27 protein-coding genes are annotated in these 26,383 nt (G+C 67.7%); 11 read left to right on the top strand and 16 right to left on the bottom strand.

Annotated elements, in window-relative coordinates; genetic code table 11:
• Positions 1–21: 21 nt before the first annotated feature.
• From HPF_RS07410 to HPF_RS07400, 3 genes are read right to left on the bottom strand one after another with little or no spacing between them, the layout of a single operon-like run.
• The gene (locus HPF_RS07410) at positions 22–834 is read right to left on the bottom strand and encodes a CbbQ/NirQ/NorQ/GpvN family protein (RefSeq protein WP_133156199.1); all 813 of its coding nucleotides are present in this window, start codon (positions 832–834) and stop codon (positions 22–24) included.
• A gap of 18 nt (positions 835–852) precedes the next feature.
• Positions 853–2,304, bottom strand: a complete 1,452-nt coding sequence (locus HPF_RS07405; protein WP_133156198.1) for a cbb3-type cytochrome c oxidase subunit I — start codon at positions 2,302–2,304, stop codon at positions 853–855.
• A gap of 13 nt (positions 2,305–2,317) precedes the next feature.
• Complete coding sequence (locus HPF_RS07400) at positions 2,318–2,752, bottom strand: c-type cytochrome (protein WP_066150021.1); 435 nt, start codon at positions 2,750–2,752, stop codon at positions 2,318–2,320.
• A 109-nt stretch (positions 2,753–2,861) separates the two neighbouring features.
• Between HPF_RS07400 and HPF_RS07395 the strand changes: the two genes are divergently transcribed.
• Positions 2,862–3,194 carry a metal-sulfur cluster assembly factor gene (locus tag HPF_RS07395; protein WP_066150018.1) on the top strand — a complete coding sequence of 111 codons (333 nt, stop codon included), beginning with the start codon at positions 2,862–2,864 and terminating at the stop codon, positions 3,192–3,194.
• Positions 3,195–3,277: 83 nt separating this feature from the next.
• Positions 3,278–4,288: a hypothetical protein gene (locus HPF_RS07390; RefSeq protein ID WP_133156197.1), complete on the top strand. Its 1,011-nt coding sequence runs from the start codon at positions 3,278–3,280 to the stop codon at positions 4,286–4,288.
• On the opposite strand, the gene HPF_RS07385 is transcribed toward HPF_RS07390, so the two are convergent.
• From HPF_RS07385 to HPF_RS07335, 11 genes are all read right to left on the bottom strand, one after another.
• On the bottom strand, positions 4,289–4,564 hold the full coding sequence (locus tag HPF_RS07385) for a cytochrome C oxidase subunit IV family protein (RefSeq protein ID WP_133156196.1): 276 nt from the start codon (positions 4,562–4,564) through the stop codon (positions 4,289–4,291).
• Between the two features lie 14 nt (positions 4,565–4,578).
• A complete protein-coding gene (locus HPF_RS07380) occupies positions 4,579–5,154 on the bottom strand; it encodes a cytochrome c oxidase subunit 3 (protein ID WP_243721701.1) in 576 nt (191 codons plus the stop codon).
• Positions 5,151–6,704, bottom strand: coding sequence for a nitrite reductase (locus HPF_RS07375; protein ID WP_243721759.1), 1,554 nt, complete (start codon positions 6,702–6,704; stop codon positions 5,151–5,153). Before HPF_RS07375 ends, HPF_RS07380 begins: the two co-directional genes overlap by 4 nt.
• Before the next feature lie 70 nt (positions 6,705–6,774).
• Complete coding sequence (nirJ, locus tag HPF_RS07370) at positions 6,775–8,004, bottom strand: heme d1 biosynthesis radical SAM protein NirJ (protein ID WP_133156194.1); 1,230 nt, start codon at positions 8,002–8,004, stop codon at positions 6,775–6,777.
• A 5-nt stretch (positions 8,005–8,009) separates the two neighbouring features.
• Entirely contained in the window at positions 8,010–8,492 is a 483-nt protein-coding gene (gene ahbB / locus HPF_RS07365; RefSeq protein WP_133156193.1) for a siroheme decarboxylase subunit beta, read from the bottom strand.
• Positions 8,479–8,979: an Lrp/AsnC family transcriptional regulator gene (locus tag HPF_RS07360; RefSeq protein ID WP_127806818.1), complete on the bottom strand. Its 501-nt coding sequence runs from the start codon at positions 8,977–8,979 to the stop codon at positions 8,479–8,481. Before HPF_RS07360 ends, ahbB (HPF_RS07365) begins: the two co-directional genes overlap by 14 nt.
• Positions 8,963–9,988: a siroheme decarboxylase subunit beta gene (ahbB, locus tag HPF_RS07355; protein WP_165961664.1), complete on the bottom strand. Its 1,026-nt coding sequence runs from the start codon at positions 9,986–9,988 to the stop codon at positions 8,963–8,965. Before ahbB (HPF_RS07355) ends, HPF_RS07360 begins: the two co-directional genes overlap by 17 nt.
• Before the next feature lie 15 nt (positions 9,989–10,003).
• Positions 10,004–11,197, bottom strand: a complete 1,194-nt coding sequence (locus HPF_RS07350) for a cytochrome D1 domain-containing protein (protein WP_133156192.1) — start codon at positions 11,195–11,197, stop codon at positions 10,004–10,006.
• Positions 11,194–11,541: a c-type cytochrome gene (locus HPF_RS07345; RefSeq protein ID WP_424955189.1), complete on the bottom strand. Its 348-nt coding sequence runs from the start codon at positions 11,539–11,541 to the stop codon at positions 11,194–11,196. Before HPF_RS07345 ends, HPF_RS07350 begins: the two co-directional genes overlap by 4 nt.
• 15 nt (positions 11,542–11,556) lie before the next feature.
• Positions 11,557–11,871: a c-type cytochrome gene (locus HPF_RS07340; RefSeq protein ID WP_079366950.1), complete on the bottom strand. Its 315-nt coding sequence runs from the start codon at positions 11,869–11,871 to the stop codon at positions 11,557–11,559.
• Positions 11,872–12,023: 152 nt separating this feature from the next.
• Positions 12,024–13,721 carry a cytochrome D1 domain-containing protein gene (locus HPF_RS07335; RefSeq protein ID WP_481808306.1) on the bottom strand — a complete coding sequence of 566 codons (1,698 nt, stop codon included), beginning with the start codon at positions 13,719–13,721 and terminating at the stop codon, positions 12,024–12,026.
• Between the two features lie 267 nt (positions 13,722–13,988).
• On the opposite strand from HPF_RS07335, the gene cobA reads away from it, so the two are divergent.
• On the top strand, positions 13,989–14,831 hold the full coding sequence (gene cobA, locus HPF_RS07330) for a uroporphyrinogen-III C-methyltransferase (RefSeq protein ID WP_133156190.1): 843 nt from the start codon (positions 13,989–13,991) through the stop codon (positions 14,829–14,831).
• 83 nt (positions 14,832–14,914) lie between these two features.
• Positions 14,915–15,610 (top strand): substrate-binding domain-containing protein, encoded by a 696-nt coding sequence (locus HPF_RS07325; RefSeq protein ID WP_133156189.1) that lies wholly within the window; start codon positions 14,915–14,917, stop codon positions 15,608–15,610.
• Positions 15,611–15,644: 34 nt separating this feature from the next.
• On the opposite strand, the gene HPF_RS07320 is transcribed toward HPF_RS07325, so the two are convergent.
• Positions 15,645–17,162, bottom strand: a complete 1,518-nt coding sequence (locus HPF_RS07320) for a hypothetical protein (protein ID WP_133156188.1) — start codon at positions 17,160–17,162, stop codon at positions 15,645–15,647.
• 165 nt (positions 17,163–17,327) lie between these two features.
• On the opposite strand from HPF_RS07320, the gene HPF_RS07315 reads away from it, so the two are divergent.
• The 7 genes from HPF_RS07315 to HPF_RS07285 all read left to right on the top strand — a co-directional run bounded on the left by HPF_RS07315 (position 17,328) and on the right by HPF_RS07285 (position 25,700).
• Positions 17,328–18,611, top strand: coding sequence for a nitrate regulatory protein (locus HPF_RS07315; protein ID WP_066149972.1), 1,284 nt, complete (start codon positions 17,328–17,330; stop codon positions 18,609–18,611).
• A 345-nt stretch (positions 18,612–18,956) separates the two neighbouring features.
• Positions 18,957–20,234: a CmpA/NrtA family ABC transporter substrate-binding protein gene (locus HPF_RS07310; protein ID WP_133156187.1), complete on the top strand. Its 1,278-nt coding sequence runs from the start codon at positions 18,957–18,959 to the stop codon at positions 20,232–20,234.
• Between the two features lie 21 nt (positions 20,235–20,255).
• Positions 20,256–21,182, top strand: coding sequence for a nitrate ABC transporter permease (ntrB, locus tag HPF_RS07305; protein WP_133156186.1), 927 nt, complete (start codon positions 20,256–20,258; stop codon positions 21,180–21,182).
• The gene (locus HPF_RS07300; RefSeq protein WP_133156185.1) at positions 21,179–21,994 is read left to right on the top strand and encodes an ABC transporter ATP-binding protein; all 816 of its coding nucleotides are present in this window, start codon (positions 21,179–21,181) and stop codon (positions 21,992–21,994) included. The genes ntrB and HPF_RS07300 overlap by 4 nt, the downstream gene beginning before the upstream one ends.
• Before the next feature lie 204 nt (positions 21,995–22,198).
• A complete protein-coding gene (locus HPF_RS07295) occupies positions 22,199–23,413 on the top strand; it encodes an MFS transporter (RefSeq protein ID WP_133156184.1) in 1,215 nt (404 codons plus the stop codon).
• 78 nt (positions 23,414–23,491) lie between these two features.
• Positions 23,492–24,760: a phosphoglycerate dehydrogenase gene (serA, locus tag HPF_RS07290; RefSeq protein ID WP_133156183.1), complete on the top strand. Its 1,269-nt coding sequence runs from the start codon at positions 23,492–23,494 to the stop codon at positions 24,758–24,760.
• 241 nt (positions 24,761–25,001) lie between these two features.
• The gene (locus HPF_RS07285) at positions 25,002–25,700 is read left to right on the top strand and encodes a succinate dehydrogenase iron-sulfur subunit (protein ID WP_133156182.1); all 699 of its coding nucleotides are present in this window, start codon (positions 25,002–25,004) and stop codon (positions 25,698–25,700) included.
• A gap of 122 nt (positions 25,701–25,822) precedes the next feature.
• Here the strand turns inward: HPF_RS07285 and HPF_RS23625 are convergent, their stop codons facing one another.
• Positions 25,823–25,996, bottom strand: coding sequence for a hypothetical protein (locus HPF_RS23625; protein WP_165961663.1), 174 nt, complete (start codon positions 25,994–25,996; stop codon positions 25,823–25,825).
• Positions 25,997–26,383 lie beyond the last annotated feature (387 nt).

Genomic DNA, 26,383 nt, shown 5'->3' with positions numbered 1-26,383 from the left:
CGCCGCCGCTGCAAACGGAATTCAGGTGCGGGTTCCGAGGATGGCGACCACCACCTCGTCGAGCGCGGCGGCGGTCTCGAAGTCGTCGGTCAGCGCGTCGACGATGGCCGAGCGGCAGGCCACGTGCAGCGGCAGGCCGCTGGCGACCAGGCGCGCCGCCATCACCAGCAGGCGCGTGCTCACGGTTTCTTCGAGGTCGTGGTCGGTCAGGCGGCGCAAGGCCTGCGCCAGCGTCACCAGGCGTTCGGCCAGCGCGGGTTCGACACCCGCCTCGGCCACCACGATGCCGCGCTCCACGTCGGGCGCGGGGTAGCCGAAGGTCAGCGCCACGAAGCGCTGGCGCGTGCTGGGCTTGAGGCTCTTGAGCAGGTTCTGGTAGCCGGGGTTGTAGCTGACCACCAGCATGAAGCCCGGTGGCGCCACCAGTTGTTCGCCGGTGCGTTCGATGGGTAGCACGCGGCGGTCGTCGGCCAGCGGGTGCAGCACCACGGTGGTGTCCTTGCGGGCTTCCACCACCTCGTCGAGGTAGCAGATGGCGCCGCTGCGCACCGCGCGGGCCAGCGGGCCGTCGGCCCAGACCGTGCCCTGCTCGCCGATCAGGTGGCGGCCGACCAGGTCGGCCGCGCTCAGGTCGTCGTGGCAGCTCACGGTGATGAGTGGCCGGCCCAGGCGCGCGGCCATGTGCTCCACGAAGCGGGTCTTGCCGCAGCCGGTGGGGCCCTTGATCAGCACCGGCAGGCGCTGGCGGAAGGCGTGCTCGAAGAGCGCGACCTCGCCGGCCTGTTCGGCGTAGAACGGGGCATTCACCAGATGCTGCTGTTCACTGTGGTCCATGACCGTGTCCTCGTTCCATCAGGCGCGTTGTGCGGGACGGGCACCGAGCACGCCACCACCTGCGCTGGTCTTCACGGTGTCGGCGCGCACCGGCTCGCCACCGATGAAGAAGCTGGCGAAGTACAGCAACTGGCCGAGCAGGAAGATCACACCCCCGGCGACGCGGGTCCAGTAGAAGAAGGCCAGCTGGTCCTGCGTGGCCATGAAGCCCATGGCGCCTTCGGTGGGCATGCGCTGCAGCCAGACCTGGAGGATGCCGGCGCCGGTCAGGGCCAGCACCATCACGGACATGCCGATGGTCATGACCCAGAAGCTCCACATCTCGGCGGACTGGGCCTTCTGGCTGTTGGCGATGCGGCCGCGCAGCGTGGGCATGGCGTAGCTGATCAGCGTGATGACCAACAGCACATAGGCACCGTAGAAGGCCAGGTGACCGTGGGCGGCGGTGATCTGCGAGCCGTGGGTGTAGTAGTTGACCGGGCTGAGCGTGTGGATGAAGCCCCACAGGCCGGCGCCCAGGAAGCCCATGACCGAGGTCCCCACGGCCCACAGCACGGCGGCCTGGTTCGGGTGTTCGCGGCGGCGGCGCTGCACCATGTTGAAGGCGAACACCGTCATCATGAAGAACGGAATGGGTTCCATGGCCGAGAAGATCGAGCCGATCCACTGCCAGTAGCCGGGCAGGCCGATGAAGAAGAAGTGGTGGCCCGTTCCCAGGATGCCGGTCATCAGCGCGAAGGCGATGATCACGTACAGCCACTTGTCGATCACCTCACGGTCCACACCGGTGGTCTTGACCAGCACATAGGCCAGCAGCGCGCCCAGGATCAGCTCCCACACGCCTTCCACCCAGAGGTGGACGACGAACCACCAGTACATCTTGTCGCGCACCAGGTTGTGCGGGTTGACGAAGCTGAACAGGAAGAAGATCGCCAGGCCCCACAGGCCCATCAGCAGCACCACCGTGATGGCGGTCTTGCGGCCCTTGAGCACGGTCATGGTGATGTTGAACAGGAAGGCCAGCGCCACGATCACGATGCCGATCTTGGTCGGCAGCGGCTGTTCCAGGAACTCGCGGCCCATGGTCTCCAGCAACTGGTTGCCGGTGAGTTCGGCCAGCTTGGCGTAGGGCAGCGTGAGGTAGCCGACGATGGTCAGCGCTCCGGCCGCCAGGAAGACCCAGAACAGGATCTTCGCCAGCAAGGGCGAATACAGCTCGGTTTCGGATTCCTCCGGCACCATGTAGTAGGCCGCGCCCATGAAGCCGAACAGCAGCCACACGATGAGCAGGTTGGTGTGGACCATGCGGGCCACGTTGAAGGGGATGTAGGGGAAGAAAAGATCCCCGATCACGTACTGCAGGCCGAGGGTGATGCCGAAGATCACCTGTCCGGCGAACAGCACCATGGCGGCGATGAAGTAGTTCCTGGAGACCGACTGGCTCTGGTACTTGAGTGTTGCGATGGTCATGGTGCTTCTCCGGTCAGCCTTCGATGTTGGGCGGCCACTTCTCGGTGTTGATCTCGCCGGTCCACTTGAGGAACTCGACCAGATCGTTGAGCTGCTGCTCGTTCAGGTCGAACTGCGGCATCTGGCGGCGGTGCGGCGCCCCCGTGGGCATGGCCTTCATCCAGCCCTTGATGAAATCGCCACCACGGCGCTTGTAGACGTTGCCCAGTTCGGGGGCGAAGTAGGCGCCCTCGCCCAGCAGCGTGTGGCAGCCGATGCAGTTGCGCGTCTCCCAGATCTTCTTGCCCGCCACGACGGCGGGTGTGATCGCCTGCGCGTTGGAGCGCTCGGGGATGCGTTTCTCGGTGTCGAACACGATCACCGCGAAAAGCAGCGCGAAAAACACGCTGCCACCGTAGAACATGTTGCGGGCGGTCTGTTTGGTAAACCCGCTTTGCGTCTGGCTCATGGAAGCCCTCCATCACTGGTTGATGGCGCGTATCCTCCTGTTTTGCTCGGGTATCGTCCTTGAACTGGTTCAAGGATGGGGTCACAAGGCCCGTTCACAGTGAGGTTCCATGGACACAAAGACCGATACGAACGCACCGGGCGCCGACCTGCACAGCGCCGTCATGGCCGCCCTGGCCACCGTGGACGACCCCGAAATGGGCGAGAACCTGGTGGACCTGGGTGTGGTCGGTGAGGTGCGCATCGACGGCGCCTCGGTCGCCGTCACGCTCATTCCCACCAGCGCCACCTGCCCCATGGCCGATGTGATGGTGGACGACGCCCTGACCGCCGTGCAGCGTGTCTGCCCGCCCGGCACCACGGTGGACGTGCAGATGGACTGGGACACCGAGTGGTCGCCCGAGCGGCTGGCGCCGGCGCTGCGGGCGCGCTTCGGATGGTGAACCCGCCCCCCAGGCCACCCCGCCCGGCGCGCCCGGCCGAACCGCCGCCCCTGCCCCGCTGGGCCGTCGGCCTGGCGGCTGTCATGGCCATCCTCAATCTGCTGGGCGCCGTGGGTGGCGGCCTGGTGCGCCTGGGCAGCCTGCCCGCGCAGGGCTTCGGCCCCACCGGCGCCCACGCCATCACGGCCCACGGCGCGGTGATGATGGCCGGCTTCTTCGGCGCCCTGATCGCGCTCGAACGCGTGGTCGCGCTGCGGCGCGGCCTGTGGGTGCCGGTGCTGGCGGCCCTGGGCGGCTGGCTGGCCTGGGGCGTGGGCCAATGGACCGCTGCGGGCGTGCTGTGGGTGGCCTCGGCCGCCGGGCTGGTGTGGCTCTACGCCTGGGCCGGATCGAACCGCGCCATGTCGCTGCCGCTGGCGGTGGAGGCCTCGGGTGCGCTGGCCCTGCTGGTGGCCAACGCCGCCTTCGCGATGGGCCAGATGGACGCCGCCCGCATCGGCTGGAGCGCCTTCCTGGTGCTGACCATCGCCGGCGAACGGCGCGAACTGACGCGGCTGGTGAAGCTGCCCGGGTGGGCCTCGAAAGCCTTCCTGCTGGTCTGGGCCGGTGCAGTGGCCGCGGTGCTGCTGGCGCTGTGGCAACCCGGTGTGGCCACGGTGCTGTGGTGGACCACCATGGCCCTGCTGGCCGCCTGGCTGCTGCGCTGGGACGTGGCCACGCGCCAGTGGCGCGCCAAAGGCTGGGCCGGCCACACTGCGATCTGCCTTGTGGTCGGCTACGTCTGGCTGGCGACGGGGTCGGTGCTGGGGCTGATGGGCCAGACCGTCGCCTGGCACGCGCTCTGGCTGGGTTTCGTCATGGCCATGGTCTTCGGCCACGCCCCCATCATGCTGCCGGCCCTGGCCGGCTGGCGGCCCGAACCCACGCGCTGGGCGCTGCTGCCGCTGGCGGTGCTGGGGGTGAGCCTGGCGCTGCGGGTGGGGGCATCGGTCACGGGCTGGGCGGATGGACTGGCGGCGGCAGGCGCGGGCCACGCGCTGGCGTTTGTGCTGTTCGGGGCGGTGATGGTGCGGGCGGTGCGGCGGGGGCGCTGATCAGCCGCGCAGCCCCACGCTGAACAGCACGATCAGCCCCAGCACCACCACCAGCCAGCCCATCACCGCGCGGCGCCACAGCGCGGGCGCCTGGCGCAGTTCCATGTAGTCCAGCGCGATCAGCGCGCCCTTGAGCGCCGAGAGCGCAAGCACGGCGAGTGTCGCCACCGTGCCCAGGTGCTGGCCGCTGACGGCAGCGCCCTCGCCCAGCCACCAGCTGGCCAAGGTGGCGAGCGCGAGCAGCGCGAAGATGGTGTCGGCTTTGTTCAATCGCATGTTCTTCACAGCCTTCAGCGGATGACGTAGACCAGCGGGAACAGCACCATCCACAGCAGGTCGACCATGTGCCAGAACACCGCACCCGAGGCCGGCGCCATGTGGTTGGCACGCCCGTAGGCGCCGGCACGGGCCTTGAACCAGAGCACGGCGAACACGATGGCACCCACCAGCACGTGCAGGTAGTGGAAGCCGGTGAGCAGGGTGTAGAGCAGCGTGAACGAATCGGTGGCCCAGTCGAACCCTTGCTGCACCTTGCCCGCGAACTCGTGGGTTTTGACGACGAGGAAACCAATGGCGCCGGCCAGCGCGGCGAGCAGCCAGTGCGCGCCCGCCCGGCCCTGGTCCGCTTCAAAGCAGCGCACCGCGCGCACGGCGGCCCAGCTGGCCGCCACCAGCAGCAGGGTGTTGAGGGCCCCGGTGTGCAGGCTCAATGCGGCCTGGCCGGGGCCGAACACCTCGGGTTGCAGGTGGCGGGTGACTGCGAACGAGACGAAGAGCAGACCGAAGGTCAGCAGCTCGGCCAGCACCAGCAACCAGACCACACCGTCGCCGGCCAGGCGCGGCTCATGATGAACCGCCGACGTCAATGCGAGGTGCCCTCGGAGCGCGTGATCTTGTTCCATACGTTGTACTTGCCCACCGGCTTGCTCATGGGCAGGCGCTTGACTTCCTTGAAGGTGGCGGCGTCGTAGACGATCAGCGCGCCGTCCATTTCCCAGACGCTGGCCAGTGCGTACTTGCCGTCCTTGGTGAACTCGATGTGGGCCAGGGTCTTGCCGGGCTCCTTCACCGTGGCCACGGGCTGCAGCGTGGTCTTGTCGATGAGGGTCATGGTGTCCTTGGCGGTCGGGCTCATCATCGAGTCGGTCCAAGCATAGCGGCTGTTCTCGTGGCTGCGCATGAAAAAACCCGGACCGGGCGTGGGGATGGTGGCGACCGGCTTCCAGGTCTTCATGTCGATCACGTCGATGGCGCCGCCTTTCAAATTCGGAGAGGCCAGCACGGTGCTGCCGTTCCACGCAAAGGTGATGCCCGAGCCCAGGTGCGGCATGCCGGCGATGGGCAGGTCGGCGATCTTGCGGCGCACGTCGAGGTTGACCACCTGCGCGGTGGCCGCGCCGTCGCCGGTTTTCGGCCCGGATGTGGAGACGTCCTTCGGCCGTGTGGCCCCCAGCACATGGCGGTAGCTCTGGTCGAAGAAGAAGTCGTCCAGCGGCTCCTCCAGCGGCGTGCGGCGCACACCCAGGAAGCCGGGTTTGGCGATCGCCTCGCCCATCTTGTAGTCGTGCACCAGGCCGTCGTAGATCGGCGCGGCCTTCGGGTCGTAGGAGATCTCCCAGAGCTCGGGGATGTCCTTGAGCGCCACCACGAAGCTGTTGCGCGGCGTGGCGTCGTACACGGCCGACACGCGCGAAGTGGCCTTGCCGTCCAGCGTGGCGGCGGCGTAGGTCTGCCGGAGGTTCAGGTCGGCGTCGAACAGCACCACGCTGTGCGGCAGGTAGTTGGCGGCCATGACCCATTGGCCGTCGCCGCTCACCGCCACGTTGCGCATGTTCAGGCCGGCGCGCACCTCGGCCACCACGCGCAGGCGCCAGAGGTCGTACTTGGTGATCCAGCCGTCGCGCGAGCCGAAGAACACGTAGCGCCCATCGGGCGTGAACTTGGGGCCGCCGTGCAGCGCGAAGCGGCTGGCAAAGCGGGTGATGACTTCGAACTTGTCGCCGTCGAGCAGGCTGATGTGGTGATCACCCCCTTCGACGACCACGAACAGGTTCATCGGGTCGGCGGACCACAGCGGCTTCGCCGGCTCGCCCTTGGGCGCTTCATTGAAGGTGCGGGAGGCACGGATGTCGGCCTCGGTCCAGCGCGGGGCGGGCAGCACCGGGGTGCGGATGTGGGTCGCCAGCGCGTTGATCTCTTCGGCGCTGAGCTGCTGGGCAAAGCCCGGCATCTGCGTCGCGGGGCGTCCCTGCTGGATGACCTTCAGCGCCTCGGCCGGGCGCAGGCGCTCCAGACTTTCGGGCAGCAGGGCCGGGCCCATGGCGCCGGTGCGCTGCTCGCCATGGCAGGCGGCGCAGTTCTGCTGGTACAGGGCCTTGGCGTCGATGGTCTGCGCGCCGGCCATGTCCACGCCCATCCAGCACAGGCCCAGCACCAGCGCGGCGCGTGCGGTGTTGGCCAGGCGTTCGGTCCAGCGGTTCGCGGGTTCAGACATGATCCACCTCCTTCATCAGGATGGTCGTGCGGCGGGTGGACGCCGTGGCGTCACCGGCGGGCAGACCGATCTCTTCGTCGCTCAGGTAGCAGCCCGGGTCCTCGGCCCAGGCGTTGCCGGTCAGCTGCTGCGCCCGCGTGCGGGTGTTGCCGCCGCAGATGGCGAAGTGTTGGCATTTCGCGCAGCGCCCTTCCACCGGGCGCGGGCTGGCCTTGAGCCCGGCCATCAGCGGGTCGGACGTGTCCATCCAGATCTGCGAGAACGGCCGCTGGCGCACATTGCCCAGGGCGTGGTGCCACCACATGGTGTCGGGGTGGACCTCGCCGAGGTTGTCGATGTTGGCGACGTTCACGCCGCTGGCGTTGCCGCCCCAGGCCACCAGGCGTTCGCGCAGGGCCTCGGTCCAGCGCGGGAAGCGCTGCGCCACCCACTGCAGCAGGTAGGGGCCGTCGGCGTCGTTGTTGCCGGTCACGTACTCCTCGTCCAGCCCGTCGCGCGCGGCCTGCCAGGCGCGGTCGTACAGCCGGTCCAGCGCGTCGCGGGTGGACTGGAACTGCGCGTCCTTGCCGCGGTGGATGTTGCCGCGGCCGGCGTAGTTCAGGTGCGAGAAATAGAACTTGTTGACCCGCTCGGCGCGCATCAGGTCGAGCAGTGGCGCGAAGTCGTGCGCGTTCATCGCGGTCATGGTGTAGCGCAGGCCGACCTTGACGCCGCGCTCGCGCAGCAGGCGCACCGCCGCCAGGCTGCGGTCGAAGGCCCCTTCGAGCCGGCGGAACTTGTCGTGTGTTTCGCGCAGGCCGTCCAGGCTGATGCCCACGTAGTCGAAACCCTGCGCGGCGATGCGGTCGGCCATGGGCGCGTCGATCAGCGTGCCGTTGGTGGACAGGCCGGTGTAGAAGCCCATGCGTTTGGCGCGCTCGGCGATCTCGAAGAGGTCCGGCCGCATCAGCGGCTCGCCGCCCGAGAGGATGAGCACCGGCACACGGAAGGCCTTGAGGTCGTCCATCACCGTGGCCACCTCGTCGCCACTCAGCTCACCCGTGTAGTCGTGGTCGGCCGAGAGTGCGTAGCAGTGTTTGCAGGTGAGGTTGCAGCGCCTGATGAGGTTCCAGATCACGACGGGTCCGGGCGGTGTGCCCAACCCGCGGCGGCTGGCGGCGGGCCACTGCCCGGTCTGTTGTGCTTGCGCGAGTTCGCGCATGTACTGGCTGATGCGGAACATGGTTCTCAGCTTTCGGAAATCCGCAATCCCGTCTTCTTGAGGATGGCGGTGGAATAGAGGATGTCGTGTGCGCGGCAGGCGTCGCCGAGCAGGGCCGCGACCTGCTGCGCCTGGGCCTCGACCTCGTCGCGCGAGCGGCCGTGCAGCATGGCGAACAGGTTGTAGTTCCAGACGGGTGCGCGGCGCGGGCGGCGGTAGCAGTGGCTCACGAAGGGCAGCTGGCCCACGCGCTCGCCCAGTTCGTCGACGCGTTCGTCGGCCACGTCCCACACGCTCATGCCATTGGCGGTGAAGCCCAGGCGGTAGTGGTTGGGAACGGCGCCAATGCGGCGGACCAGGCCTTCGTCCAGCATGGCCTGCAGGCGCTCGCGCACCTGTTCGCCGCTGATGCCCAGCGCCGCGCCCACGGCCTCGTAGGGGCGGGGCACCAGCGGCAGGCCCGACTGGGTAGCGCGGATGATGCGGCGGTCCAGTTCATCCAGGGACATGGTGGCCTCCGGGCAGCAGGGGCAGGCGCAGTTCGACGAAGAACTCGCGCTCTTTGGGGAAGGCATAGACCGGCAGGCCGGTCATGGCCTCGATGTCCTGGGTCACGCGGTCCACCTGGTCGGCGTGTTCGACCGCGATCACGAACCACATGTTCAGCGGCGTGGCGCCGGGCTGGTCGGGGTGGGCCGACTCGCGGCGGTAGTTGTGGGCGATCTCGGGCATGGCACCCAGCTGCGCGGCCACGGTCTCGAAGCGTTGCTCGGGCACGGCCATCGCGGCCAGCACGAAGCGGCCACCGGCGCGTTCGATCTGGAACAGCGGACCGAAGCGCGTGAGGTCGCCGTGCGCCAGCAGGCGCTGCAGACGGTCGATCAGCATGTCCTCGGTGCAGCCCAGTGTGGCGGCGACCTCGGCAAAGGGCCGGTCGCAGAGCGGAAAGCCTCCGTGCAGGCGGTCGATCAGGCGCAGGTCATCGGGCGAAGCCATGGGGCACCTCCGGCAAAGGGGCTGCGGCGGGCGCGACGCTCCAGCCGCGGAAGCGGCGTGCGCCGGTCTGCTTGAAGCGGCGGGTGGAGAACAGCACCTCGCGCGGATGGCTCGCCAGACCGGCGGCGTGGGTCACACGCTCGATCACGGCCATGACCGCCTCGCGGTTCGTGCCGTGCACCATCGCGTAGAGGTTGTAGGGCCAGCCCTCGGCGCGCGTGCGGCGGTAAGCCAGGGTCACGCCCGCCTGTTCGGCCAGCGCCTGGCCGCAGGCGTCCACGCGCTCGTCGGGCACGTCGAACACCGTCATGGCGTTGGCTGAAAAACCCAGTTCGTGGTGGCGCACCACGACACCGAAGCGCTTGAGCCGGCCCTCAGCCAGCCACTGCCCGATGCGCTCGGTCACACCGTCCTCGTCGCCACCGAGTTCGTCGGCCCACTGGGCATAGGGGCGCTCCACCAGCGGCAGCCCGGCCTCGACGCGGCGCGCGAGCGGCCACTGGCTGGAGGGCAACGGCGCGAGTGAGGCCACGGCGGCGGTGGCGCGCATGGGCTGGTGCGCGGTGTCGCCGCCCAGATCGAAGCCCAGGTCGATGCGGTAGGGCCGGACCATGCGCAGCCGCAGGGCGGGCAGCCCGGTGGCGTGCTCCAGCCCGCTCACGCCCATCTCGACGGCGTGCCGGTCGGCGCCGGTCATCACGAACCAGAGGTTGTGGTGGTGCTCGCGCAGGTAGTTGTGGTTCACGCCCGGATGGGCCGAGACGGCGGCGGCCACGGCCTCGATGCGGTGCGGCGCCACGGCCATCGCGGCCAGCACCGCATCACCACCGCTGCCGTGGGCGAACACGCCGCCGATGCGGCTGATGCGGCCATCGTCCTGCGCGGCCTGCAACTGCGCCAGCACCTCTTCCCGGTCCAGTCCGGTCTGCGCTGCGAGCACACCGAAGGGATCGCGGCACAGCGGGAAGCCGTGCTGCCAGTCGTTGAGCAGGCGCAGGTCCGTGGTCATGGCGGCGTTCACGGCTCAGAACCCCATGCGCGCAGCGCGCGCCGTGAAGAAGATGCCGCTGGGCGCGGGCACATCCAGCCGCGCGCGGGTGGCGAAGCTCTGCGTATCCACCACGCTCACGCGGTTCGCGTCGCGGCTGCTGATCCACACGGTGTCGCCACGCGGCGTGAACTCCATGTGCAGCACGGCCTTGCCCGGCTCCAGGGTCTGCACGATCTGCTGGCGCTGGGTGTCGATGACCTGCACGCGGTGGTAGTCGGGCACCGAGAAGTTGACCCAGACCTGGCGGCCGTCGGGCCGCGCCATCACGAACACCGGCTGGCCGGCGACCGGGATGCGGCCGACTTCCTGCCAGCTGTCGGTGTCGACCACCAGCACCTCGTGCCGGCCGATGGCGGGCAGGTAGGCGCGGCGCCCGGCCACGGCCCAGCCGCGCAGGTGCGGCATTTTGTAGACCGGCAGCGGCTCCTGGCCCTTGCCGTAGCCGCCGAGGATGCGGCGCACCTGGGGCTGGTCGGCCCAGAGGTCGACCATGGCCAGACCGTCTTCGCCGAACAGGCCGGCGATGTAGTGACGGCCATCGGGCGTGACCAGCGCGTCGTAGGGCTGGCGTCCGATGCCGTCGAATTTCTGTGTGGTGACCTTCTTCGGGTCCGAACAGTCGGTGACCCAGATCGCGTCGGCGTCGAACAGGCTGTAGGCGAAACGCCGGCCCGGCAGGTCGACCAGGCCGACCACGCGGGACAGCTTGCCGGGCGCGTATTCGGCCGGAATGTCGGCCACCAACTCCAGTGAGCGCGCGTCGAACACCTTCACGCCGCCGGGCGTGTAGTTCTGCGCCGCCACCAGGGTGCCATCGGCGCTGATGGCGCCGCCGATGGAGTTGCCGGCCTGCATCACGCGCTTGGCAATCCGCTGAGTGAGCAGGTCGACCATGGTGAGCGCGCCGTCGCGCCCGAACACGTAGGCATAGCGACCGTCGCGCGAGAACACCACCGAGGCGTGCGAGAGGTCGCCCAGGCCGGGCACCTCGCCAATCAGCGCGCGGGTGGACGTGTCCACCAGGTAGAGCGTGCCGTTGGCGCGGCCGATGACCACGCCCAGGTCGCCGGTGCCGCGCAGCACGGGCGCGGCGCAACCGGTGAGGCCGCCCACGGCGGCGATGGACGAGAGGGTGGCCGCAGCGGCCAGCCATTCACGGCGCTTCATGGCGTTTTCACCACTTCTTCAGGAAAGCCCTGCTGCAGGCGCAGCGCGATCCAGCGCGCCTCGGGCTCGCTGAGCATCGTCTTCCAGGGCGGCATGGGGGTGCCCGGCCGGCCGTGGAAGATCACGGCGGCCAGGCTGTCGAGGGGAAAGTCGGCCAGGGCCTCGCGCGTCAGCGCCGGGCCGAGGCCGCCGGTCAGGCGCATGCCGTGGCACGAACCGCAGTCCTGCCGCACCATGCGCACCAGCTCCCGCGAACGCGAGGCATCGGGCGAAGGCTCCGACTGCGCGAAGGCCAGCACAGGCCCCAGCAACAGCGCGGACAGGATGGAAGCGGTACGCAGCACGGCAGGCCTCCCGGATCAGGACTTGAGGATCACCGCGATGGCGTCCTTGAGGTCGGGGTCGGCGATCTTGTCGGGCCCGTTGGGCGACATGGGGATGGGGCCGAACACGCCGGACCCGCCCTTGCGCACCTTGTCGAACAGCTTGGCCGTGACATCCTGGCCCTTGTACTTGGCCGCAATGTCCTTGAACGAAGGACCGACCAGCTTCTTGTCCTTGGCATGGCAGGCCATGCACCCGGCCTTGTTCATGGCCGCCTCGCCGTCGGCGAAGGCAGCGCCGGAACCCAGCGCAAGCACAGCAGCCGCTACAGCAGAAACAAACACTCTCATGAAGTTCTCCAGAAGAAAAACAACGAAGACGAAGTGACTTCACCGAGGGCGCGGTGGAACTGGCTTTGCCAGGCCACTCGCGCCGTCCCCCCTCCGGGGGGAAGCCGCGAAGCGGCGCAGGGGGGCGTCACTTCCTTCGGCGCAGGGGGGAGTCAATAGACATCATGTTGGGTGTTGTGCACGTTGAAGTGCCCTGTCGGCGTGATCAGGCGCGGGTCCTTGATCACAGCCTTGAGCTTGAGCGTCTTGTCGTCCACGATCACCAGCGCGCTCTCCTTGTTCTTGGCGCTCCACACCGAGAACCAGACCTCGTCGCCGGCACGGTTGAACTCGGGCTGCACGACGCGCTTGGCGCCGTCGTCCTTGATGCCCGCCCACTCGGCGATCGGCAGCACGGTGTAGCCCTTCTCCAGGTTGTCGATGTCGTACACCGCGACCGATTGCGAGATCTTCGGATCGGGGTTGAGCGGGGTGTCCGAGTACAGGTGCCTGCTCTTCGGGTGGCTCTTGATGAACAGCGCGCCGCCGCCCTGGCCCTTGAGGGTCTGCACCACCTTCCAGGCATTCTTGGGGTGCTTGACCGGGTCGGTGCCGATCAGCGAGATGGTCTCGTCGCCCAGGTGGCCGGTGGACCATACGGGCCCGTAGGTCGGGTGCACGAAGTTGGCGCCACGGCCCGGGTGCGGGATCTTGCCCACGTCGATCAGCTTGGTCAGCTTGCCCTCTTTCAGGTCCACCGCCGCGATCTTGTTGCTGTTGTTGGCCGCCACCATGAAGTAGCGCTTGGTCGAGTCCAGGCCGCCGTCGTGCAGGAAGCGCGCGGTGCCGATGGTGGTGACCTTGAGCGCGTCGATGTTGGAGTAGTCCACCAGCAGGGTCTGGCCGGTTTCCTTCACGTTCACCACGAACTCGGGCTTGTAGTGGCTGCCCACGATGGAGGCCACGCGCGGCTCGGGGTGGTACTCCTGCGTGTCGACCGTGTTGCCTCGGGTGGCCACGATCTTCAGCGGCTCCAGCGTGTCGCCGTTCATGATCACGAACTGGGGCGGCCAGTAGGACCCGGCGATCGCGTACTTGTCTTCAAAGCCCTTGAACTTGCTGGTCTCGACCGAGCGTGCTTCCAGCCCGGTGCGGATCTCGGCCACGTTGTCGGGTTTTTCCATCCACAGGTCGATCATGTTGATCTTGGCGTCGCGACCGATCACGAACAGGTAGCGACCCGAAGCCGACAGGCGCGAGATGTGCACCGCGTAGCCGGTCTTGACGACGTTGATGATCTGCTTGGTGTCGCCATCGATCAACGCCACCTCGCCCGTGTCCCGCAGCGTGGTGCTGAAGATGTTGGTGATGTTGTAGTTGTTCATCTTCTTCGTCGGCCGCTTCTCGGGCGGGACGATCACCTTCCAGGTGGCCTTCATGTCGGCCAGGCTGTATTCGGGCGGCGTGGGCGCGTCGTGCTGGATGTAGCGCGCCATCAGGTCCACTTCCTTCTCGCTCATCTCGCCGCTGGTCTGCCAGTTGGGCATGCCGGCCGGGGAGCCGTAGGCGATGAACACCTTGAGGTAGTCCGTGCCCTTGCCGATGGTGATGTCGGGTGTCAGCGGTTTGCCGGTGGCGCCCTTGCGCAGCACGCCGTGGCAGCCGGCGCAGCGCTCGAAGTAAATCTTGCGTGCGGTGTCGAACTCGGCCTGCGTCATCGGCGGCGCCTTGGGATTGGTCGCCTGGTACATCGGCTCGTTGACCAGCGGCGATCCGCCGGCCTGGTAGTTGGCTTCCGCCGGGCTGAGCTTCTTGTCTGCAGCCGCCTGCGCGAACGCGCCGGTGCCGATCAGTGCCGCCATCGCCAGCATCGTCAGGCGAATCGTGGTGCGGGATCTCATGATGTTCTCTCTCCGTCGTGGAGCAGCGTTTGAAGTGGCCGTCCCTGGTGGGGCGCTGTGCCCGCTCGCCCGGCTGCTGTCCATGGCCGATGCGAGCAGGCACATGCTCTGCCCGGTCACAGGCGTTGTCCTTGAACTGGTTCAAGGACGGTCCTCCGTCGCGTCCGAACAATGGGCCTCACAACAACGGACGTCCCGGCGATGCAGCCGGGCCGCCATCCCACGACGGAGCGAGTCATGAACCTGGTCAACCTGATCACCCCCGCGCGGACCGCCGATGCCGATGGCTGCGCAGCGCCTCCGGGCACGGTGACGCTGGTGGGCGCAGGCCCGGGCGACCCGGATCTGCTGACGGTGAAGGCGGTGAAGGCCCTGCAGGCGGCGCGGCTGGTGCTGTACGACCACCTGGTCAGCCCGGCGGTGCTGGAACACCTGAGCCCCGACGCCGAGCGCATCTATGTCGGCAAGGAAAGCTCGCGCCACACCCTGCCCCAGGCCTCGATCATCGAACTCATGGTGCAACTGGCGCGCAGCGGCCGCTCACTGCTGCGGCTCAAGGGCGGCGACGGCTACATCTTCGGCCGCGGCGGCGAAGAGGCCCAGGCCCTGGCGGCCGAGGGCATTCCGTTCACCGTGGTCCCCGGCCTCACGGCCGCTCAGGGTGCTGCGGCCTCGGTCGGCATTCCGCTGACCCACCGCGACCACGCCTGTTCCCTCGTGCTGGCCACCGGCCACCTGCGCGACGGCCAGGGCCTGGACATGGACTGGGCCATGCTCGCGCGCCCGCGCCAGACCGTGGTGCTCTACATGGGGGTGAACAACCTGCCCGAGATCTGCCGCCAGCTGATCGCCCACGGCCTGTCGCCGCAGACGCCAGCCGCACTGGTCGAGAAGGCCACCCTGCCCGACGAACGCTGCATCACCGGCACGCTGGCCGAGCTGCCCGCGCTGGCGCTGCGCCACCAGGTGCGCCCGCCGGCGCTGATCATGGTCGGCGGGGTGGTGTCGGTGCGCGCGCAGCTGGTGCCCTCAGCGCCCCCGGTCACGGCGGCGGCCGCGCCGGTCCATGCCGTGGCCTGATAACAGAAAGAACGCGCGGACACGGGTCAGACGAGAGTGGCTTTGATACGCTGGCGGGCTCCGCCCACGAGCCCTTTGCCGCCATGCCGACCACTTCCCTGAACCTGATCTCTTCCATGGCCACCAAGGCCCTGCTGGCCGACCTGGTGGCCGCGTATTCGGCGCAACAGCCGGACACCATGGTCGCCGTCACTTCGGTCGGCGGCGTCGACGCGGCCAAACGCGTCGTGGCCGGCGAGGCCTTCGACATCGTGGCCCTGGCCTCGGACGCGATCGAGAAGCTGGCCGCCAGCGGCCACGTGGCGGCCGACAGCCGCACCGACATGGTCCGTTCGGCCGTGGCCGTGGCCGTGCCGGCCGGCACCCCGCACCCGGACATCGCCACCGAAGCCGCGCTCAAGGCCGCGGTGCTGGCCGCGCCCACGCTCGGCTACTCCACCGGTCCCAGCGGTGTGCAACTGGCGAAGCTGTTCGAGCGCTGGGGCATTGCGCAGCAGATCGCACCGCGCATCGTCACGCCGCCGCCAGGCACCTCGGTGGCGTCGCTGATCGCCAAAGGCGAGGTTGCGCTGGGCTTCCAGCAGCTCAGCGAAATGACGGGGGTTCCGGGCATCGACGTGATCGGCGGTCTGCCCGAGGCCGTGCAGATCGTCACCACCTTCTCGGCGGCCCGCGCCACCGTGAGCACCCAGGCCGGGGCCGTGCAAGGCTTCCTTGACTTCCTGGCCAGCCCGCAGACCGCCGACCTCAAGCGCCGGCACGGCATGACGCCGGCCTGACAAGGGCTTCGGCCGCCCCCCGGGCGCGGCGCGGTCAGGGGGTGGCAGCGGCGCGCTGCTGGAGCGCCCAGTAGGCCAGCCCCATCGACGTGTCGGCGGCAACACCGCCGCCCAGGGTTTCCGGCAGCTTGGGATACACGCCGTCGTAGTTCACGATGGCAATCGCGTCCTCGGGCCGCCACAGCCCTTCGGCCGCGACGGCGTTGTAGGTCGCCTGGAAGGCGGCCAGCCAGCCCGGGCTGGTGCTGAACGCATTGCTCGCAAACCAGATGAAGGGCCGGCCGCGCACGTGGGTTTCCCGGATCGCCCGGCGGAACGCCTCGCCGAGCTTCCCGCTGGTGCAGGCACCCAGCGGACACTCGATGAAGGTGCCTTTGCTGCTGCGGAAAGCCAGCACCGCGTTGGCATTCGCGTAGATGTACCTGGGGTTGGTGGGGTCGAAGTTTTGCGGCTGCCAGCCGGTGTAGACGGCTCCGTAGCGGCGGCTCGCCGGCGCGGTGGGGTCGGTGTAGATCGCTTCGGCCTGGGCCACGGTGCGACCATTCCAGCGGCTGGTGTCGCTGGTGTAGAAGGCAATGGCCTCCGGGTTGAGGCTCTGGTCCATGTCCGGGTAGAGCACCTGGAGGTTGTTGAACGCGAGAAGCGGCAGCCACGCAGACGTGCCCGGGGGCACCGGGTATTCGGTGATCAGGTTCCGCGTGGTCATCTTGCGGATGAGGCTGGCGCTCTGGGCGTCCGAGATGTTGGCGTTGTTGCCCCAGATGCCATGGGCGTTCTGGCGCACGTAGGTCCATTGCGCGTCCAGCGCGGCGTTGTCGGCCAGTTCGTTGTTGCCATGCAGGGCGATGAAGACCCGGGGCCGGTTGGGGCCGATCGGGCCGCAAGGCGGGCTGGCGCAGGCCGAGGCCATCACGTGGTAACCCACGCCTTCATACCGGTGCGTCGCGGTCATGGTGGCCTGCAGGCGCAGGCTTTCTTCCTCGCTGGCGGTGTAGAAGTGCACGCCCTGGCGCACCACGAGGAAGCGGTAGAGCGGCGTGAACCCGGCCGCTGGCGTCTGGCTGGCGTAGTAGGCGATGCCCTCGTAGGTGAACTGCGGGAGGTTGGCCTCGACATTGGCCCGCTCGGCCTCGCTGATGGTGTAGAAGTGGACACCGGTCTGCGTGTTGTAGAAGCGGTGCACCGGGCTCAGCCCGGCTCCGGCGGCGCCGGCCGCGTAGAAGGCCTCGCCCTCCGGGCTCATGTGGGCCGCGGTCCGGTACACCGCCTCGCGCTCTTCGATGCTGGTGGTGTAGAAGTGCGCGCCCGTGCCCGTGTTGTAGAAGCGGAACACCGCCACCCGGCCCGAAGCGGCCTTGCGCACATTCGCCACCCCGAGCGAGACAGGCACCGCGTCTGCGCCGCCGGTCGAAGACGCAGCCCTGGCGACCACGCCGGCGTCGGCCGCTTGCTGCCGGGCGCTGGCCTCCTGGTCTGTCTGGCCACCACCACAGGCGGTCAGAAGACCCGCGGACAACACCGCCCACGCCACACCTCGCTTCAACCACACCATGGGCACCCTCTGCTTCCGGAAAACGCACGAACCCGGAATTGGACCCGAATCCCCCGCCGTCATTCGGCTGCGGCCCGCCGGGCTGACAGGCGGCGCCGTTTCACCCACCAGTCGGTGCGCCTCGCACGCCGCGCGGCGGCACGAATGTTGCTGCCACCCCGGGGCATGAAATCGGCCTTCTGTTTCCTCATTGCCGCCAAGCGCTGTGAAATCGCCGGCCTGCAACAGCTGGCGCTGACCAGCGCCCTGGTCAACGCCACCGGCCGCTTCATCCATGCGCTGCAGCGCGAGCGCGGCCTGTCCAACCTGTACCTCGCCTCGCAAGGCCAGCACTGGGCCGATGAGCGCCTGGCCCAGGTGGCGTGCTGCGACGAGCTGCAGGCCGAGGTGCGCGCCGCCTTCGACACCCTGGACACCGAGACCCCGCGCGCCGGCAACGGCGCCCGCCTGTTCAGCCGCATCGCCTATGTGCTGCAAGGCCTGGACGCCCTGCCCCTGCTGCGCCTGCGTGTGCAGACACAGGTCTGGAGCGCCGCACGCGCCACCGCCGGCTACATCCGCCTGATCAACGGCCTGCTGGCGGTGGTGTTCGAGGCCGCCGACAGCGCCTCGGACCCCGACATCTCACGCCGCCTGGTGGCCCTGTTCAACTTCATCCAGGGCAAGGAATTCGCCGGCCAGGAGCGCGCCACCGGCTCGGCCCTGTTTGCGGCGGGCTGCGCGCAGGCCGACGGCCAGCAGCGCCTGCTGCACCTGATCGACTCGCAGGAACGCTGCCTGCAGGTGTTCGCCGACTTCGCCAGCGAGCCGCTGCGCGAGGCCTGGGCCGCCGTGCAGCGGCACGACACGCAGGCCTCGCTGGAGCGGCTGCGCCGCATCCTGGCCACCTCGCTGCCCGGCGGCCCGCTGGACACCGGCCTGAGCCAGATCTGGTTCGACGCCTGCACCGCCCGCATGGACACCATGAAGACGGTGGAGGACGCGCTGGCCGCCGAGCTGGAGGCCCTGTGCCACCAGCGCCTGGCGGCCGCCACCCGCGACCTGGCCGACTTCCAGAAGTGGCAGCGCGCCGAGTCGCTGGGCGAGGACCTGCCCGAGCACGGCGACTTCTTCGACGAAGGCCAGGCCGCCCCCGCGCCGCCGGTGAACCTGGGGCACCCGGTGCAGGCCTACGGCCCGCAGGTGGAACGCTCGATCCTCGAACTGGTGCACGAACAGGCGCAGCGCCTGCAGCAGATGGGTGACGAGCTGGACATGGTCCGTGCCAGCCTGAACGAACGCAAGATCGTCGAACGCGCCAAGGGCCTGCTGATGGCACACCGCCAGCTCAGCGAGCACGAGGCGCACAAGACGCTGCGCCAGATGGCGATGAACCAGAACCGGCGCCTGGTGGACGTGGCGCAGGCGGTGCTGGCCATGGCCGAGATCCTGCCGCCGGGCCTGCGCTGAGCCGCCCTGCTGCGGCGCACAAAAGCTGTGCCGCACCACAACAGCGCACCAGTTTGAAGCCACCCCGACGGCGTCCGCCGCCCCACCGCCTCACTGAGCGTTTCAAAAAACACATACAAATCAAAAACTTACCCCAACACGGCGGCACAGAGCAACAAGCTGGCACGGTCCGTGCTGAAGGATGGACAACGGGACGTGCCAATGGCGGCACACCCTCCCGACCGTCTCAGGACACTCAGGACAACGGCGTCCATTTCTCGCCCCCGACAGGGGGGCCTGAAATGGGCGCCGTTTTGTTTTTCCGGTTTCAGCTTTTTTTGGTTTTTTTCTTCACAGGAGTTGAGCATGAACGACCACCGCGCCACGACACCCGAGACCGCCGCCGCGCCCACCGCGGACAGCGCCTCGCGCCGCGACTTCATCAAGAAGGGTGCGGCCGCCGCCACCTTCTTCTCCACCCTGGGCCACAGCGGCGTCTGGGCCGCCGGCTCCGACGCGCCGGAAAAGACCGAGGTCAAGATCGGTTTCATCCCCCTGACCGACTGCGCCAGCGTGGTGATGGCCAGCGTGCTGGGTTTCGACAAGAAGTACGGCGTGACCATCGTGCCCACCAAGGAGGCGAGCTGGGCCGGCGTGCGCGACAAGCTGGTCAACGGCGAACTGGACTTCGCCCACGTGCTCTACGGCCTGGTCTACGGCGTGCACATGGGCACGGCCGGCCCCAAGAAAGACATGGCCGTGCTGATGAGCCTGAACAACAACGGCCAGGCGATCACGCTGTCCAAGGCGCTGGCTGACAAGGGCGCGGTGGACGGCCCGTCCCTGGCCAGGTTCATGGCCGCCAACAAACGCGAGTACACCTTCGCGGGCACCTTCCCGACCGGCACCCACGCGATGTGGATGCACTACTGGCTGGCCGCCGCGGGCATCAACCCGCTGTCGGGCGCCAAGCTGATCACCGTGCCGCCGCCGCAGATGGTGGCCAACATGCGTGTGGGCAACATGGACGGCTTCTGCGTGGGCGAGCCCTGGAACCACCGCGCCATCATGGACGGCATCGGCATCACGGCCAACACCACGCAGGACCTCTGGAAAGACCACCCCGAGAAGGTGCTGGGCACCACGGCCGAGTTCACCAAGAAGTACCCCAACACCACGCGCGCCGTGATGATGGCCGTGCTCGAAGCCAGCAAGTGGATCGATGCCGGTCTGCAGAACAAGCTGAAGATGGCCGAGACCGTGGCGCAGAAGGCCTACATCAACACCGGTGTCGACGCGATCAACCAGCGCATCCTGGGCCGTTATCAGAACGGCATGGGCAAGACTTGGGACGACCCCAACCACATGAAGTTCTTCAACGACGGCAAGGTCAACTTCCCCTACCTGTCCGACGGCATGTGGTTCCTCACCCAGCACAAGCGCTGGGGCCTGATCAAGAGCCACCCCGACTACCTCGGCATCGCGAAGCAGATCAACCAGATCGAGCTCTACAAGTCCGTCGCAGGCGCCATGGGCATCAGCGTGCCCAAGGACCCGATGCGCAGCAGCAAGCTGATGGACGGCGTGGTGTGGGACGGCAAGGACCCCGCCAAGTACGCCGACGGCTTCGCCATCAAGGCCTGACCCTTTACAAGGAGCACCACCATGGTCGCAGCCGTTTTTCACATGCCGCTGGAGGCCTCGGCCCCGCCCGCCGCCAGCCCCACCTCCTCGCCCATCGCCAAAGCCATGACCGCCTCGCAAGCCAGGCCCGCCGCAGCGCCCCCCGCTCCGAAAAAGCCTGCGATCGACCTCCGCGGCTTCTGGATGGCGGTGCTGCCGCCGGTGCTGGGCCTGGCGGTGCTCGTGCTGGTGTGGCAGGCCATCGCGTCCACCTCCAACAGCGGCATACCCAAACCGGCCGAGACCTGGGCGCAGGCGGTGCAGGTGTTCTCCGACCCGTTCTACCGCAACGGCCCGAACGACCAGGGCGTGGGCTGGAACGTGCTGGCCTCGCTGCAGCGCGTGGCCATCGGCTTCGGCATGGCGGCGCTGGTGGGCATCCCGGCGGGCTTTGCCATCGGCCGCTCGGTGTTCCTCTCGCGCATGTTCAACCCGCTCATCAGCCTGCTGCGCCCGGTCTCGCCGCTGGCCTGGCTGCCCATCGGTCTGCTGGTGTTCAAGGGCGCCAACCCGGCCGCCATCTGGACCATCTTCATCTGCTCGATCTGGCCCATGGTCATCAACACCGCGGTGGGCGTGCAGCGCGTGCCGCAGGACTACATGAACGTGGCCCGCGTGCTCAACCTCAGCGAGTGGAAGATCTTCACCAAGATCCTGTTCCCCGCCGTGCTGCCCTACCTGCTGACCGGCGTGCGCCTGGCGGTGGGCACCGCCTGGCTGGTGATCGTGGCCGCCGAGATGCTGACCGGCGGCGTGGGCATCGGCTTCTGGGTCTGGGACGAGTGGAACAACCTCAACGTGTCCAGCATCATCATCGCCATCTTCGTGATCGGCATCGTCGGCCTGCTGCTGGAGTTCGCGCTCATCAAGCTGGCTTCCCTGTTTACCTATGAAGAGGTGAAGGCATGAACACCGGCGCCATGAACACGAAGTACATCGACATCCAGGGCGCAGAACAGACCTTCAAGACCAAGAAGGGCCTGTTCCCCGCGCTCAAGGACATCAACCTCTCCGTCGCCAAAGGCGAGTTCGTCGCGCTGATCGGCCACTCGGGCTGCGGCAAGTCCACGCTGCTGAACCTGATCGCCGGACTGACCACGCCCACCGGTGGCGTGCTGCTGTGCGCCGACAAGGAAATCGCAGGCCCCGGCCCCGAGCGCGCCGTGGTGTTCCAGAACCATTCGCTGCTGCCCTGGCTGACCTGCTACGAGAACATCTTCCTGGCTGTGGAGCGGGTGTTCGGCCGCACCGAAACCCGCATCCAGCTGAAGGTGCGCACCGATGCGGCGCTGGAACTGGTGGGCCTGAAGGCCGCCGCGCAGAAGCGCCCCGGCGAAATCTCGGGCGGCATGAAGCAGCGCGTGGGCATTGCCCGTGCGCTGTCGATGGAGCCCAAGGTGCTGCTGATGGACGAGCCCTTCGGCGCGCTGGACGCGCTCACCCGCGCCAAGCTGCAGGACGAGCTGCTGGAGATCGTCGGCAAAACCCACGCCACCGTGGTCATGGTCACGCACGACGTGGACGAGGCGGTGCTGCTCTCCGACAAGATCGTGATGATGACCAACGGGCCGGCCGCCACCATCGGCGAAGTGCTCGCGGTCGACCTGCCGCGCCCGCGCCACCGCGTCGCCCTCGCCGACGATCCGCAGTACCAGCAGCACCGCAAGGCCGTGATCGACTTCCTCTACACGCGCCAGGCGCACGTCGAGAAGGCAGCCTGAGCGCACGCACCCCAAGCTGGTGCATCCCGCCCGTGATTCGACGGGCACGAAGCTTGCAAGAAATCGGGCGAAGGCTGACGAAGGCCTTCCCTCTCTGCGCCACACCGCGTTCGCGGTGAACAGGCGCCTCCGCGACCGCAGCGCCCGCCCGGGTGGCCTGCGGCCGTGGTGCATCCACCCCGCCCCACTCCACAGACCACGACCATGGCCGGATTCCGCTCGTTCCTCCAAAGTGGCCACACGCCCACGCTGTTCGCCGCCTTCTTCTACCTGATGTTCTCCTTCGTCATCTGGGTGATGAACGGCGCCATGGCCCCCTTCATCAGCGAGGAGTTCAACCTCACGCCGGCGCAGAAAGGCCTGCTGCTGTCCATCCCCATCGTGGCCGGCGCGATCATGCGTTTCCCCCTGGGTCTGCTGGCGCAGTACGTGGGCCGCAAGACCGCCACCCTGGTCGAGCTGAGCCTGATCACGCTGACCATGGCCTTCGGTTACTTCTTCGTGCACAGCTATGACGACCTGCTCAAGCTCGCCCTGCTGCTGGGCGTGGCGGGCGCCAGCTTCGGCGTCGCGATGTCGCTGGGTTCGGGCTGGTACCCACCCAAGTACAAGGGACTGGCCATGGGCCTGGTGGGCGCGGGCAATGTGGGCACCGCGGTGGCGGCCCTGCTCGCACCGCCGCTGGCGCAGAAGTTCGGCTGGCAGACCGTGTACGGCTTCGCCGCCCTCGCCTCCTTCGTGCCCATGCTGGTGGTGCTGTTCATGGCCAAGGAGCCGCCCGACCGCGACGAACACGCCCACCTCAAGGACCACCTGGCCTGCCTGCTGGAGAAAGACGGCTGGGTGTTCAGCCTGATCTACGTCGTCACCTTCGGCGGCTTCATCGGCATCACCACCTTCCTGCCCACCTACTACCACGACCAGTTCGGCGTGAGCAAGGTGCAGGCCGGCCAGCTCACCATGCTCGCCGCCTTCATGGGCGCCGCAGTGCGCGTCTTCGGCGGCTGGATTTCGGACCACTGGGGCGGCGTCAACACGCTGACCGTGGTGCTGGTGGTGGTGGCCGCGGCGCTGGTCGGCGTGGGCCTGTCCTCGCAGTCCATCGTGCTCACCACACTGCTGCTCATCGTGTGCTTTGCCGCACTGGGCGCAGGCAACGGCGCGCTGTTCCAGCTGGTGCCGCTGCGCTGGCCGACCTCCACCGCCGTGGCCGGCTCCATGATCGGCGAGATCGGCGCCCTCGGCGGTGGCCTGGTGCCCATGCTCATGGGCCAGTCCAAGCAGAACACCGACAGCTTCCTCACCGGCTTCATCGTGCTGGCCGTGTTCTCGCTGCTGATGCTGGGCGTGATGCGCAAGATGCAGGTGCGCTGGACGCGGACCTGGGCCGAGAAGGGTGGGCGGGCGCGGACCGAGTGAAGGGCCTACCCGCAACCGGCTGAGGGATATGAGCCGCGAAAAGGGCGCCAGCGAAAGAAGTGACTACATTCATCAGCCATGAACGCAAGCACCACGCCGGCCCAAGCCATCCCGCCTCGCCCGAAAACCTCGACCGACAAAAGCAAGATCCGCTTCCTGTTGCTGGAAGGCGTTCACCCCTCGGCCGTCGAGGTGTTGCGCGCGACGGGCTACAGCCAGATCGAGAGCCTTCCAGGGGCCCTGCCAGACGATGAACTCAAGGCCAAGATCGCCGAAGTGCACTTTCTGGGCATCCGCTCGCGCACTCAGCTCACCGCCGAGGTGCTGAGCCACGCCCACCGCCTGGCCGCCGTGGGCTGCTTCTGCATCGGCACCAACCAGGTGGACCTGGCCGCCGCGCGCGAACGCGGCATCGCGGTGTTCAACGCCCCCTTCTCCAACACCCGTTCGGTGGCCGAACTGGTGCTGGCCGAAGCCATCCTGCTGATGCGCGGAGTCCCCGAAAAGAACGCCGTGGCGCACCGCGGCGGCTGGCTGAAATCGGCCAGCAACTCGTTCGAGATCCGCGGCAAGACACTGGGCATCGTGGGCTATGGCGCCATCGGCACGCAACTCTCGGTGCTGGCCGAAGCCTTGGGCATGCAGGTGGTGTTCTTTGACGTGGCGACCAAGCTGCCGCTGGGCAACGCCCGGCCCCTCACCAGCCTGGACGAGCTCATGGCCACCGCCGACGTGGTGAGCCTGCACGTGCCCGAAACGCCAGCCACGCAATGGATGATCGGCGCGGCCCAGATCGCGCGCATGAAACCCAGCGCCGTGCTGATCAACGCCTCGCGCGGCACCGTGGTGCAGGTGGACGCGCTGGCCAGCGCGCTGCGAAACCAGGCCCTTCTCGGAGCCGCCATCGACGTGTTCCCTGAAGAGCCGCACAGCAACAAGGACATGTTCGAATCGCCCCTGCGCGGCCTGGACAACGTGATCCTAACGCCGCACATTGGCGGCTCCACCCTGGAGGCACAGGAAAACATCGGCATCGAGGTGGCGGAAAAGCTTGTCAAGTACAGCGACAACGGCACCACCACCTCGGCCGTCAACTTTCCCGAGGTGGCTCTTCCCGCACACCCCGGCAAACACCGCCTGCTGCACATCCACCGCAATGTGCCTGGCGTGCTCTCCGGCATCAACCGCATATTTTCGGACCACCAGATCAACATCTCTGCGCAGTACCTGCAGACGCGCGAAGACGTGGGCTACGTGGTGGTGGACATCGACGCTGCGCACTCCGAGCTGGCGCTGGCCGAGCTGGCACGCGTGCCGGGCACCCTGCGCAGCCGCGTGCTGTTCTGAGGGCTGGCGCCGCACCTGCTGGCCGCCAGCCAGTCGCAGGATGCGCAAGAAGCGTCAGTGCACTGGCAGGCTTGTGCGGACACCATAAAACGGCACAATGCCGTGAAATGGCCAGCGACCTCTCCACTCGGCCAGGCTGCACAGCTCACTCACTCACCATCCATTCGGAAGACCAGATGCGCCACCTGGTGGATCACACGGACCGCTTCCAATCCGAGCAGGCTGGCTGAGGGAACGGCTCATGCGGGTCTTCAACATCTACCGCTACGACCCGGACAAGGATGTAGCGCCGCGCATGCAGCGCTACCAGATCGACGTGCACCCGGGCGACCGGATGCTGCTGGATGTCCTGATCCGACTCAAGGCCATGGACCCGACACTGAGCTTCCGCCGGTCCTGCCGCGAGGGTGTCTGTGGTTCAGACGCCATGAACATCAATGGCAAGAACGGGCTGGCCTGCCTCACCAACATGACGACCTTGCCGCAGACCGTGACCCTCAAGCCACTGTCTGGGCTGCCGGTGGTGCGCGACCTGTTCGTCGACATGACCGGATTTTTCAAGCAGTACCACTCGGTCAAGCCGTGGCTCATGACCGAGTCGCCGCCACCATCCCGGGAGCGACTGCAGTCCAGCCAAGCCCGTGAAGAACTCAACGGCCTGTACGAATGCATTCTGTGCGCCTGCTGTTCGAGCGCGTGCCCGAGCTTCTGGTGGAACCCGGACAAGTACGTTGGCCCTGCTGGCCTGCTACAGGCCTACCGATTTCTCGTGGACAGTCGCGATGAGGCCACCGGAGCAAGGCTGGACAACCTGCACGACCCCTATCGCCTGTTCCGCTGTCGGACCATCCTGAACTGCACCGATGTGTGCCCCAAGGGTCTGAACCCGGCACTGGCCATCGGCAAGATCAAGGAAATGATGGTGCGGCGCGCTGCCTGACTCAGTCAGGCGCGTCCTGCAGGCGTGTGATGGGCGGGCCGGGAGGTACTGCCTGATCAACGTGGTCTTCTTGCCGGTGACTGGATGAGACGGCACACGCCTTCGGCCAGCGGTAGGCGGATTTATGTCGTCGATGCCGTGGCCCGAGCGGTTGAGGCCGATGGGGACGTGCGGCGGCACGCGGCGGCCAGCGCGCCGATGACAGGCAACCGGGCCCGCAGCCTGGGCGCATCGCGGCCGGGCAGGATGCCGATGTCCATGTGGCCGGAACCGATGACGACGATGGAGGATTTCATGCTGGGCTCCTTGAGCGGACATCCCTCGTGGAAACCGCCCGGCAATCCTAGGTGCCGCGCCAAAGCCCAGTCGCCGCCCTTTGCCATACCAGCCCAGACGTGCGTTGGGGGTGCATGGGCCGGCGGCTACCACGCATTCCGTCTCAGCTCACTGCAGCAGCTACTGCAAGCACAAGCGCATCTGGCTCGTGGCAAGGCCCATCCAAGTGCAATGCCAGCTGAGAAGTACCGTCTGGCAGACGGCATCAGGACCGTCCAACTCACCGAGGTCAGTTGAACCCGAAGCGGTTCACACGGCCCCAAGAAGCCCAAAAAACCTATACTTAAGGCCTCATGAATCGATTTCAGATCGAGTCTTGATAGATATTTTTTTCAGGGAGTGATTCA

The sequence above is a fragment of the Hydrogenophaga pseudoflava genome (genome assembly GCF_004353865.1).
GTDB lineage: Bacteria > Pseudomonadota > Gammaproteobacteria > Burkholderiales > Burkholderiaceae_C > Hydrogenophaga > Hydrogenophaga pseudoflava.
Note: the sequence above shows the minus strand (reverse complement) of the source record. Positions and strands in the feature narration are given on the sequence as shown.

Excerpts from the sequence above, each read along its gene's own strand:
- HPF_RS07410 (WP_133156199.1), bottom strand. The coding sequence starts at position 834 with ATGGACCACAGTGAACAGCAGCATCTGGTGAATGCCCCGTTCTACGCC.
- HPF_RS07405 (WP_133156198.1), bottom strand. The coding sequence starts at position 2,304 with ATGACCATCGCAACACTCAAGTACCAGAGCCAGTCGGTCTCCAGGAAC.
- HPF_RS07400 (WP_066150021.1), bottom strand. The coding sequence starts at position 2,752 with ATGAGCCAGACGCAAAGCGGGTTTACCAAACAGACCGCCCGCAACATG.
- HPF_RS07395 (WP_066150018.1), top strand. The coding sequence starts at position 2,862 with ATGGACACAAAGACCGATACGAACGCACCGGGCGCCGACCTGCACAGC.
- HPF_RS07390 (WP_133156197.1), top strand. The coding sequence starts at position 3,278 with ATGGCCATCCTCAATCTGCTGGGCGCCGTGGGTGGCGGCCTGGTGCGC.
- HPF_RS07385 (WP_133156196.1), bottom strand. The coding sequence starts at position 4,564 with ATGCGATTGAACAAAGCCGACACCATCTTCGCGCTGCTCGCGCTCGCC.
- HPF_RS07375 (WP_243721759.1), bottom strand. The coding sequence starts at position 6,704 with ATGGGCGTGGACATGGCCGGCGCGCAGACCATCGACGCCAAGGCCCTG.
- nirJ (WP_133156194.1), bottom strand. The coding sequence starts at position 8,004 with ATGTTCCGCATCAGCCAGTACATGCGCGAACTCGCGCAAGCACAACAG.
- ahbB (WP_133156193.1), bottom strand. The coding sequence starts at position 8,492 with ATGTCCCTGGATGAACTGGACCGCCGCATCATCCGCGCTACCCAGTCG.
- HPF_RS07360 (WP_127806818.1), bottom strand. The coding sequence starts at position 8,979 with ATGGCTTCGCCCGATGACCTGCGCCTGATCGACCGCCTGCACGGAGGC.
- ahbB (WP_165961664.1), bottom strand. The coding sequence starts at position 9,988 with ATGACCACGGACCTGCGCCTGCTCAACGACTGGCAGCACGGCTTCCCG.
- HPF_RS07350 (WP_133156192.1), bottom strand. The coding sequence starts at position 11,197 with ATGAAGCGCCGTGAATGGCTGGCCGCTGCGGCCACCCTCTCGTCCATC.
- HPF_RS07340 (WP_079366950.1), bottom strand. The coding sequence starts at position 11,871 with ATGAGAGTGTTTGTTTCTGCTGTAGCGGCTGCTGTGCTTGCGCTGGGT.
- HPF_RS07335 (WP_481808306.1), bottom strand. The coding sequence starts at position 13,721 with ATGCTGGCGATGGCGGCACTGATCGGCACCGGCGCGTTCGCGCAGGCG.
- cobA (WP_133156190.1), top strand. The coding sequence starts at position 13,989 with ATGAACCTGGTCAACCTGATCACCCCCGCGCGGACCGCCGATGCCGAT.
- HPF_RS07325 (WP_133156189.1), top strand. The coding sequence starts at position 14,915 with ATGCCGACCACTTCCCTGAACCTGATCTCTTCCATGGCCACCAAGGCC.
- HPF_RS07320 (WP_133156188.1), bottom strand. The coding sequence starts at position 17,162 with ATGGTGTGGTTGAAGCGAGGTGTGGCGTGGGCGGTGTTGTCCGCGGGT.
- HPF_RS07315 (WP_066149972.1), top strand. The coding sequence starts at position 17,328 with ATGAAATCGGCCTTCTGTTTCCTCATTGCCGCCAAGCGCTGTGAAATC.
- HPF_RS07310 (WP_133156187.1), top strand. The coding sequence starts at position 18,957 with ATGAACGACCACCGCGCCACGACACCCGAGACCGCCGCCGCGCCCACC.
- ntrB (WP_133156186.1), top strand. The coding sequence starts at position 20,256 with ATGGTCGCAGCCGTTTTTCACATGCCGCTGGAGGCCTCGGCCCCGCCC.
- HPF_RS07300 (WP_133156185.1), top strand. The coding sequence starts at position 21,179 with ATGAACACCGGCGCCATGAACACGAAGTACATCGACATCCAGGGCGCA.
- HPF_RS07295 (WP_133156184.1), top strand. The coding sequence starts at position 22,199 with ATGGCCGGATTCCGCTCGTTCCTCCAAAGTGGCCACACGCCCACGCTG.
- serA (WP_133156183.1), top strand. The coding sequence starts at position 23,492 with ATGAACGCAAGCACCACGCCGGCCCAAGCCATCCCGCCTCGCCCGAAA.
- HPF_RS07285 (WP_133156182.1), top strand. The coding sequence starts at position 25,002 with ATGCGGGTCTTCAACATCTACCGCTACGACCCGGACAAGGATGTAGCG.
- HPF_RS23625 (WP_165961663.1), bottom strand. The coding sequence starts at position 25,996 with ATGAAATCCTCCATCGTCGTCATCGGTTCCGGCCACATGGACATCGGC.